Source organism: Streptomyces sp. TRM68367 (assembly GCF_014495685.1).
In the GTDB taxonomy this organism is placed as follows: domain Bacteria; phylum Actinomycetota; class Actinomycetes; order Streptomycetales; family Streptomycetaceae; genus Streptomyces.
Genome location: NZ_JACTVI010000097.1, coordinates 1 through 8,364, shown reverse-complemented (window position 1 = coordinate 8,364; position 8,364 = coordinate 1). Strand labels below are relative to the sequence as shown.

Annotated in this window: 11 protein-coding genes; 8 read left to right on the top strand and 3 right to left on the bottom strand. The window is 70.8% G+C overall.

The features are described 5' to 3' along the window. Positions 1–154 precede the first annotated feature (154 nt). Positions 155–1,552, bottom strand: coding sequence for an IS1380 family transposase (locus tag H8R17_RS37015; protein WP_187827591.1), 1,398 nt, complete (start codon positions 1,550–1,552; stop codon positions 155–157). Positions 1,553–1,871: 319 nt separating this feature from the next. Between H8R17_RS37015 and H8R17_RS37010 the strand changes: the two genes are divergently transcribed. The 7 genes from H8R17_RS37010 (at position 1,872) to H8R17_RS36980 (ending at position 5,662) form a co-directional block, all read left to right on the top strand. Beyond that, positions 1,872–2,300 carry a hypothetical protein gene (locus tag H8R17_RS37010; RefSeq protein ID WP_187827590.1) on the top strand — a complete coding sequence of 143 codons (429 nt, stop codon included), beginning with the start codon at positions 1,872–1,874 and terminating at the stop codon, positions 2,298–2,300. A gap of 173 nt (positions 2,301–2,473) precedes the next feature. Further along, complete coding sequence (locus H8R17_RS37005) at positions 2,474–3,406, top strand: hypothetical protein (protein WP_187827589.1); 933 nt, start codon at positions 2,474–2,476, stop codon at positions 3,404–3,406. Then, entirely contained in the window at positions 3,403–3,792 is a 390-nt protein-coding gene (locus tag H8R17_RS37000) for a hypothetical protein (protein WP_187827588.1), read from the top strand. The genes H8R17_RS37005 and H8R17_RS37000 overlap by 4 nt, the downstream gene beginning before the upstream one ends. After that, positions 3,789–4,394, top strand: a complete 606-nt coding sequence (locus H8R17_RS36995; RefSeq protein ID WP_187827587.1) for a hypothetical protein — start codon at positions 3,789–3,791, stop codon at positions 4,392–4,394. Before H8R17_RS37000 ends, H8R17_RS36995 begins: the two co-directional genes overlap by 4 nt. Positions 4,395–4,405: 11 nt before the next feature. Next, complete coding sequence (locus H8R17_RS36990; protein WP_187827586.1) at positions 4,406–5,011, top strand: hypothetical protein; 606 nt, start codon at positions 4,406–4,408, stop codon at positions 5,009–5,011. A gap of 85 nt (positions 5,012–5,096) precedes the next feature. After that, positions 5,097–5,402 (top strand): DUF6247 family protein, encoded by a 306-nt coding sequence (locus H8R17_RS36985; protein WP_099505247.1) that lies wholly within the window; start codon positions 5,097–5,099, stop codon positions 5,400–5,402. After that, a complete protein-coding gene (locus H8R17_RS36980; protein WP_187827585.1) occupies positions 5,399–5,662 on the top strand; it encodes a hypothetical protein in 264 nt (87 codons plus the stop codon). Before H8R17_RS36985 ends, H8R17_RS36980 begins: the two co-directional genes overlap by 4 nt. Before the next feature lie 87 nt (positions 5,663–5,749). On the opposite strand, the gene H8R17_RS36975 is transcribed toward H8R17_RS36980, so the two are convergent. Both H8R17_RS36975 and H8R17_RS36970 read right to left on the bottom strand, forming a co-directional pair. Then, positions 5,750–6,256: a hypothetical protein gene (locus tag H8R17_RS36975; RefSeq protein WP_262505802.1), complete on the bottom strand. Its 507-nt coding sequence runs from the start codon at positions 6,254–6,256 to the stop codon at positions 5,750–5,752. A 144-nt stretch (positions 6,257–6,400) separates the two neighbouring features. Continuing rightward, the gene (locus H8R17_RS36970; protein ID WP_099505156.1) at positions 6,401–6,697 is read right to left on the bottom strand and encodes a hypothetical protein; all 297 of its coding nucleotides are present in this window, start codon (positions 6,695–6,697) and stop codon (positions 6,401–6,403) included. Positions 6,698–6,872: 175 nt separating this feature from the next. On the opposite strand from H8R17_RS36970, the gene H8R17_RS36965 reads away from it, so the two are divergent. After that, on the top strand, positions 6,873–7,706 hold the full coding sequence (locus H8R17_RS36965; RefSeq protein WP_316959638.1) for a hypothetical protein: 834 nt from the start codon (positions 6,873–6,875) through the stop codon (positions 7,704–7,706). Positions 7,707–8,364 lie beyond the last annotated feature (658 nt).

Below are 8,364 nucleotides of genomic sequence, written 5' to 3'. Positions count from 1 at the left end.
GGGTGGTCGGTCGGGGTTGAGGATTCGTCCTGGTTCGTCCTTCGGGTGGTGGTGACGTTCCGGCCCGTGTGTCGTCACGGGTGGTCGTCGGTTTCCACGGGCCGAGGATGGGGCGGGTCTTCTCCTTCCGGGATCGGGGTCGGTGGGGCGGCGGTCAGCCGGGGTCGGGCAGGGCCTGGACGGCGTCCCAGGCGTCGACGATGTCAGTGGATGCGGGCCAGGCGGGGTCGAGTTTCAGCTCGCGTTTTCGGGCGTGGTCGGTGATTTTCGCGGGGACGTCCAGGAGTCGGGTGCGCAGGGTGGCGGGCTCGGCACGGGCGAGTTTCCCGCTCACCGCGAGGAGTTGGAACCAGCGGGCGAGGTCGGTGGCCAGTGCGAGGAGGGTGCACCACGCCTGGTTGACCTTGAAGTAGTGGGAGGGCATCAGGTTCAGGGAGAGGGCCTTGGACCGGCGGATGCCGGCCTCGACGTGGGTGTGGGAGCGGGCCCGGGCGTCGAGGAACTGCAGTTGCCTGCTGGTGGTGTTGGTGGCGATGGCCTGGTAGCGGTAGTCGGTCTTCTTCTCGTACGGCTTGAGCTCGCGTTCGTACTTGGGGTGGATGGGTTCGCGGCGCACGATCACCCGCATCCCTTCCGGCCACCCTTCCAGATCGAGCATGCCGGTGATCTCTACCAGGCCGGCGTCCTTGCGCGGCTGGCCCTTGTGGTCCAGGGCCGGGGTCCACGCGGTGGCCGGGACCTTGGCCAGGGCCCTCCAGAAGTCGTCGTCGCGGGTGTGTCCGACGGAGTACTCCCAGCGGTTGGCTGCGTTGCCGCCGCCGGAGGTGATCCAGGCGAGGAATTCTCGTGTCGCCCCGGCGCCGTCGGTGCGCAACAGCACCCGGCGCCGTCGCCGGGTGGGCAGCTGACGCAGCCCTTCAATGCTGACCGAGATGTGGTCATCGGCGGTGTTGGATCCCGCCGATCCCGGCCGCAGCCGGTTGACCAGGAGTTCCTCGGTGTTGTCGCAGAACATCAGCAGCGGGTGGTGGCCGTATCCCTTGAAGTTGGGTTCGGCGCCCTCCTTGTCGGAGTGCGCAGGGATGACCGAGGCGTCCAGGTCCAGCACGGTGATCCCGGTCAGCTCCCGCCCGTTGACCTTGATCCAGGGAAAGCCGCCCGGCCGCAGGTCGAGCTGCTGGTGGACGTGGACACGGGTCCGGGCCCGCGCGGAGGCGATCTTCGTCAGCTGGACCGGGCCGATCGCCTCCAGGGTCCGCCACAGCGTGGACGCCGAGGCCGGGCGGCCCAGGACCAGCGAGGTCTGGCGCATCACGTCGATCCCGGCCATCGACCGCGCGCCCAGCAGGACCGCGCAGGCCGCCGAGACCAGGACGGTTCCCCGGTCATGGACGGGACGGAAGTCCCGCCGCACCAGGGCCGCCCCGAGCGAGTCGGTCAGCCCGACCTTGTCCGCCAGACGCCGCACCGGCACGATCCCGGCCTTGCCCACCAGCTTCTTCCCGCTCGCGGACAGCGACAGATCGTCCGCCCACTCTGTACGCTTCGACACCGGAAGGGTGCCTCCCCTGCACGTGATCCAGTCCTAGAGAAGCTGAATCATCGCAGGTCGGAAGCACCCTTCCTCCATGAAGTGACTGGCTGTCACTGAAGCTCCTGGTGCCGTGAATTCGTGAGGNAGCTGAATCATCGCAGGTCGGAAGCACCCTTCCTCCATGAAGTGACTGGCTGTCACTGAAGCTCCTGGTGCCGTGAATTCGTGAGGCAAGAGCCCGCTGTTCGACGCCGACCACGACCCGGTCCGCATCGCCGACGCGCTGCGCCGCAGCCCGCACTTCGCGGCCGCGGACGCCGACCCCGGCGGCGACACGGTGTGGTTCACCACCGAGGCCGGCATCAACTACACGCTGACTTTCAAGGAAGCGGAGCCCACCGCCGACGACTTGCTGACCGAGCCGGTGCTCACCGAGGCCATCGCCGCGGCGATCCTCAACCACCCCGGCTTCGTCATCGCGGATGCGGACTCGCCGCGCGAGGACACCATCACCGTCCAGACCCGCAATCTGGTGCGCCACCTCCTGGTCCTGGACGTCGACCGTGGCAACGCGCTCGCCCCGGAAGACCTGTCCACCCCGGCCGTCGACGTCGCCCTCGCCGCCGACAAGCTGCTCGCCAGTGACCCGAGCGACTCGGAGCGCGCCACGGCCGAACTGCTCAACTACGTGGCCGCCACCTGGGACAAGCAGGACCTCCCGCTGCGCCAGCACGCCCAGGCCGTCGCCCGCTCCCTGACCCGCTAGATCGCGCGCCAGCCCGGCCCCGGCCCGGCTGACCACCCCCTGAACGGCTCGGGTCCCCGGCATTTCAGCTGCCGGGGACCCGAGCCCTCAGTGTTCCACCACCGCAGCCGCACACCGACCCCCTTGGAGGAACCCGTGCCCTGCACCACCAACCACAACCGGCGGGAGCCGCAATGGCCGTGACCCAACACGCCGCGCCCCGGCCGCACTTCACCTCCTGGCGGGACGTCCCGACCGGGATCTACGCGACCGCCACCCAGCTCAAGTCCATGGACCTGCCCCGGCGGCCGGGCCCGCCCGCCGCCACCGTCGACGGCCAGGACGGCATCGGCCGGAGCACCACGATCACCCTGTACCGGATCGACCAGTCGACGCCGACCGCGTCCACGGCCGCCCAGCTGGCCGCCGCCCGCAGCCGTGTCGAGAACTCGGTACGGGCCCGGGTGTGCGCGGACTGCGGTGCCCGCCCCGACCGCGCGCCGATCGCGACGGAGTCGTACGGCGCGCTGTGCCCGGCCTGCTGGCACATCCGAGGCCTGCGCCACCGCCAGGAGGAAGCCCGCCAGGAGCGCGCGGCCGCCGTCCGTACCGCCCGCGACCTGCTGCGTGTCCCGCAGAACCGGCCGCTTGGGGTGCTGCACGTCGACTACACCGAGCGCGGGCACACCCCGGCGGGCACCCGGCGCAGCCCGTCGGCGGCCAAGGTCACCGTCATCGGCGCGAACGGCCTGGTCGTCGCCGAACCGCTGCTGCGCCTGGTGCCCCCACGGGCCAAGGGCATCCCCGAGGGTGCCGGCGACCCGGTCTCGGGCTCGGAGGTCCTGGCCGCGGTCCTGTCCCAGCTCACCGTGCTGATCTGGCGCTACCGCGATCTGGACGACCTGTCGGCCGGGCTGCGCTCGCAGGGCGCCACCTGGTTCCTGCCAGCCGACGGGCATGTCCGTGAGATGGCCCGGCTGGCCAGCGCGTGGCGCGGCGAGGTCACCCCGGACGGCGATCGGCCCGTGGCTGTCGCACCCGGGCGTGCGGACCGGATGCTCTACCTCCTGGGTCAGATCGCCGACACCGAGCAGGCGCCGACCATGCCGATCGGAGCCGCCACGTGACCACAAGCAACCTCGAGGAGCTTGCCGAGCGAGTCCGGTTCGACCTGGAGAGCGCCGGCCTGCTCCAGCCCCCGCCTCCGGCCCTGCCCTCTGCTGATGACGAGGCCCAGGGCGGGCCAGTGGTCTACATCGAGGACGGCCAGGTCCACGTGGACTGGCTGTGCCACGCTCGCCTCAACGACGCCTCGCTCGACATGGTCGAAGCCGGCCGCGACGAGGACGCCGTCGTACGTCGGTATGAAGCGGTGCGCGTCGCCATGCACACCGCGTTGGGAGCCATCCTCCACGGCTTCGGCTACCGGCTCGACGCTCCGCACTTCGGGTACGGCTACACCATCCGGCCCGCTCACCACGACTTCCCGACCGCAGGACAGGAACTCTCATGACCACCAGCGCTGATTCCACGGCCATCGACCAGGCCAAGCGCCCGTTGCTCGATGGCTACGACGTCGTCGACATCGCCGAAGCGCTGCGCCGCAGCCCGCACATCCGCAGCGTCGACGACGTCTCGCCCGGCGACAAAGCCGTCTGGTTCCGGGACGCGGGCGGCACGGGCTACACCCTGTCCCTGACCGACGTGGAGCCGATCCCCGAGGACGGTCCGCAGGGCGAGGCCTACCCCTGGGACGCTGTCGCCGCCGCGATCGGCAACCACCCGGACTTCGTCAGCGCTGAACTTGTCAGTAAGCCCATCGGCCTGAACCTCGACACCATCACCGCGGTCACCCGCACCGACTTCGAGTACACCTTGAAACTGACCGCCGCCTTCCGTCCTCGCGCCGACAGCGCTGAGGAGGAACCGCCCGCCTCGGTCGACCGCATCCTCGAGGCTGTCGGCCAGCTCCGCTCTCGCAGCGACGACAACCCGGACGCCGTGGTGTTCGACGCGTCGGCCGGCCTCCTTGAGCACATCGCCGGGACCTGGGACCAGCAGGACGACCAGACGCGTCAGCGTGCTGTGACCCTCGCCCTGGCCCTGGGTCTGTAGGGGGAGACGAGATGCTCGCAACGGTTCCCGCGACTGCCGGTTTCGGCGTCGCGGAGTTCCAGCTCGACATCGACGACGCGGAGCACGAACGACGTCACGCCACCGGCTTGGGCGTCGCCACCGGTTACGGCTTCGGCGGCCTGGACGTGCTGATGGCGCTGCCCCACGGCCTTCCCGTCCCGCTCGCAGCCCTCACCGATCACCAGCGCGCCTACATCCGCCGGGCCCCGGCCGGGATCTGCACCGTCACCGACGGCCAGGTCGTCCGGCACGTCACGCGTCCGTGCCAGGTGCGGCTGGCCACGGTACGGGCCACGAGCGCCTCCCAACTGGCCTGGGACGCGGCACAGAAGTTCACGGAGTTCTGTGCCCGCCGGGTGATCATCACCAGGGCCCCCAGCGTCAACTACCCCGAGAAGCTCCTGGAGTTCGGCTACTACGGCATCGGCGTCAGCCTCCAGCACCCCGACGGACACCTGGAGACGCTGGTGGAACCGCGGCCATGGCGCACCCGGCGGCACACACCCGAAGCCTGGTGGTTCGCGGAAACCGCCTACGGCCAGTTCCTCGCCCAGCAGTCATCCCCGTACGCCCCCGCGCTGTCGCCGGCGCCCTGATCCAGTAGGAGGGATCTGTCCCATGCCCGCATCCACGGCCACCCGGCACGCGTACCGTGAGGTGACGACCCGCCGGGAGGACCAGATGAGCGCGCAGCCCGACCACGCACCCGTCACCCCGTACGCCCCCGCACCCGGAGCTCCGGCCGAACTCCTCGCCCAGCTGCGCGCCGACCGGCGCGCGGACACCTGGGTACCGGCCTTCGAACGGGAGTGGGCCGCCGCCCTCGAGGAATCACGGCGCACGTTCTCCCTCGCCGGGCTGTACGAGGTCGTCCAGAACTGGCAGGGCCGCCTCGCCTCCGCCCCGGCCGTCGACGCGTTCCTCGCTGGAGGCTGCGACGACAGCGACTTCATCGACATGGCGGAGCTCCGCGGGCGGCGCCGGTGACCGGACAGCAGCCGTATGCGGTCCGCTTCTCCGCCCCGGCCGCGAAGGTCCTGGCTACCCTGCCCGAGCACGTCGAAGACATGGTGTGGGACGTCCTGGACGCCGCCGCCGGCGACCCGTGGGGCTTTGGGCAGTGGAACGCCGATGACCCCGAGGGCGAGGACGTCCGCCACGCCTCCGTCGGCCAGCTCTCCCTCACCTACTGGGTGAACTGGCCCATGCGCCGCCTGTCCGTCCTCACCATCACCTGGCTCGGATAGCCATCCGTGACAACGCCCTGACCCCGGCATCGCAACTGCCGGGGTCAGGGCGTTTCCGATCGTAGCCACGACCGTATCCACCGGTAGTCACCAAGCACCGCGGGGGCGGTCGGCACCGAGCTGCACCTCGCGCCGGCACTCAGGACAGTCCGGCAGACCCTCCACCCTGCGCGGCCTGTCGCCCTTCGCCCAGCTGAACCCGCACAGCGCCGTGTTCGAGCAGTGCTGGACCTGGTCGTCCTCGCTGGCGTGCGAGCCGTAGCCCGGCACGTTCCAGGTGAACGTCGCCTCCCCGTCGTACGGTGCGCCCCCGGGCCAGTCGTAGACCGGCTCGGTCGTGGTGCAGCGCATCCGCAGATCGGGCCCCGTCCAGTGCTTGCCGTAGACGATCTTCGCAGCAGCGTCAGCCGCGTCCGCGAGGCGCTCGAAGGACAGGTCGTAGTCGTGCATGTGATCCCACGAGCCCGGCTTCTGCTCCCGCATCAGCGAGCGGAACATCAACAGCAGCCGCGCCAGATCATGGTGGTGGACACGCACGCTCCGCGTGTCGTGGTCGTAGCCGTACGTCGGATCGTGGGCGGGCTTCTTCGGCATCGGTCCTCGTTCGCGTTGCTACCGCGGTCAGCGCCCCACCACAGGGCCTACGGTCGCTGCCGGATGCTCAACGACCCGGGCCCGCCGGAGCCACGCTGACCTCCGCCATCCGTGCGCCGACCGCACCGCCGTGGGCTTCGCGTCTCAGTCTTGCGACGGCGTCGCGCCGGGCAGCTCCCCGGAGAAGGCCCACCACTGCTCGATGGTCCACACAGCGACGCTGGAGCGGTCGGTGGACATCCGCAGCCACACCTCCTCGCCGCCGGGCATGAGCGCCACCTCCAGGTGCTCCTCGTCCCACGTGCCCACCGGGTACATCCACTCGATGCCGTCGGGCCAGGCCCGCATCGCCACCGTGCGCACGCTCAGCGCCACGGCGAAGGCGTCCAGCGCCGCCTTGGGTATCCGCACCTCCGCCGGCTCCCGCTCGATCCCCGCCACCTGGCCCCCTCGCGTCGCGCGGCGGGCCTGACCCGCGACCGCCGTCGCGGATCAGCGTGACAGACCCGCCCACCCACGGTGTCACGCTGTGAGGTCTATAAGGCTCACAGGGCGTTTCCCCAGGTAGACGCGGTGAACTATGAGACTGTGAGGTTGTGAGGCGGAGCTCGCACCGGTGCTTCCGCACGCCCTGGACCGGCCCGCCGGCCCGGAGGACGATGGAGTCGTGGGCGAGCACGACGAGCACCAGGAGCACGGCGTCGAACCGGCGCGGCCGCCGCTCACCGCGGCCCGCGCCCGGGAGATGACGGCCGGGCTGCGCGAGGCGATGGACGACGTCCGGCGCTCCGTGGCGGTGCTCGCCGCCCGGGTCCGTGACGCGCATGCCGCCCGCGTCTGGCTCCCGCTCGGGCACGGCAGTTGGGAGTCGTATTGCGACGCGGAGTTCGGCATCAGCCGCGCGCAGGCGTACCGGCTCCTGGACGTCGCCCGCGCCCTGGCCGCAATCCACGGCGCCGTCGCCGCCGGCACCGAGACGTCTCGCACGCGAGACACCGGCCCGAGCGCGGCCGCGCTCGACTACGGCCTGTCCCAGCGCGCCCTGATCGCCGTCTCCGGCCGTACGGACGTCGTCGCGGAGCTGATCACCCGGCGCCTCGCCGCGCTCGCCCACAGCGGCCTGACGGCCCTCGATGAGCCGACGGTGCGCGCGGTGGTCCGCCAGGCCGTCCGCGACGTCCGCATCGCCCCGCCTCCGCCACCCGTCGATCCGTCGGCGGATCCCGTGGTCGCCGCAGGGCGCCAGCTCACCGCCAACCTCTTCTCCAGCGCGCACGCGATCGGCGAGCTGATGCTCGAAGTCGCGCCGGCCTACCTGTCCGACACCGAGGCGGCGACCGGCGTCATGGCGCTGCTGTGCGAGGAAATCGGCGAGCCCCTCGAACACGGCCTCGCCGCCCGCCGCTACGCGATGTCCGGCGACCGCCGCGCCCTCCACGGCAGAGTGTGACCGCTTCCGCCCAGCTGTTGCTATGAGGCACACAGCCGGATTCCCCAGGTGGGCGGGGTGCAGTGTGAGGGTGTGAGGTGTGAGACGAGGGCCTGCGGCGACGAGGGGCCGGTGCTCCTGGTCGTGCTGATCGCTGGTGGTCTGGGCGCTGTTCGGTGGGTTCAGTGGGGTGGTGGCCGTTGTCGTGGTGGTGCTGTTCGTGGTCCTGGGGATGGCCGTTGGGTGGCAGCAGGGTGGTGTCGTGGGTGCAGCGCAGCATTTGCATGGGCCCGCGTAGCACAAGGCTGCTGCACGGGTAGCAGGCCGACCCCGCCCCTACATCGACGGGCAGCTGCTGTCCACCGCTCGGACCGTGCCACCCCCGCCAGCGCCTGTCGCTCCGAGGCCGCCAGCACGGTCGGGAGCCCCTCCCGACGGCCGCATAACATCGCAGATCTGCGATGTTCCGCGCGAGATCTATGCACGGCTGCCGCATGCAACTCCCGCGCCTGTGCTGCTCGCCACCCCTTCTACCTGCGGGTTTCCCCTCCAGGGGAACGATGTACGCGCTCGCCGGAGCAGGCGCCGGCTGTTCTAGTGTCCTGCGCCTGAAATTGCAGTCGTAAGTCTGTAGGCTGTTTTCATGTCGCATCGGGGTCCGCGTGCTGTCGAGGTTGTG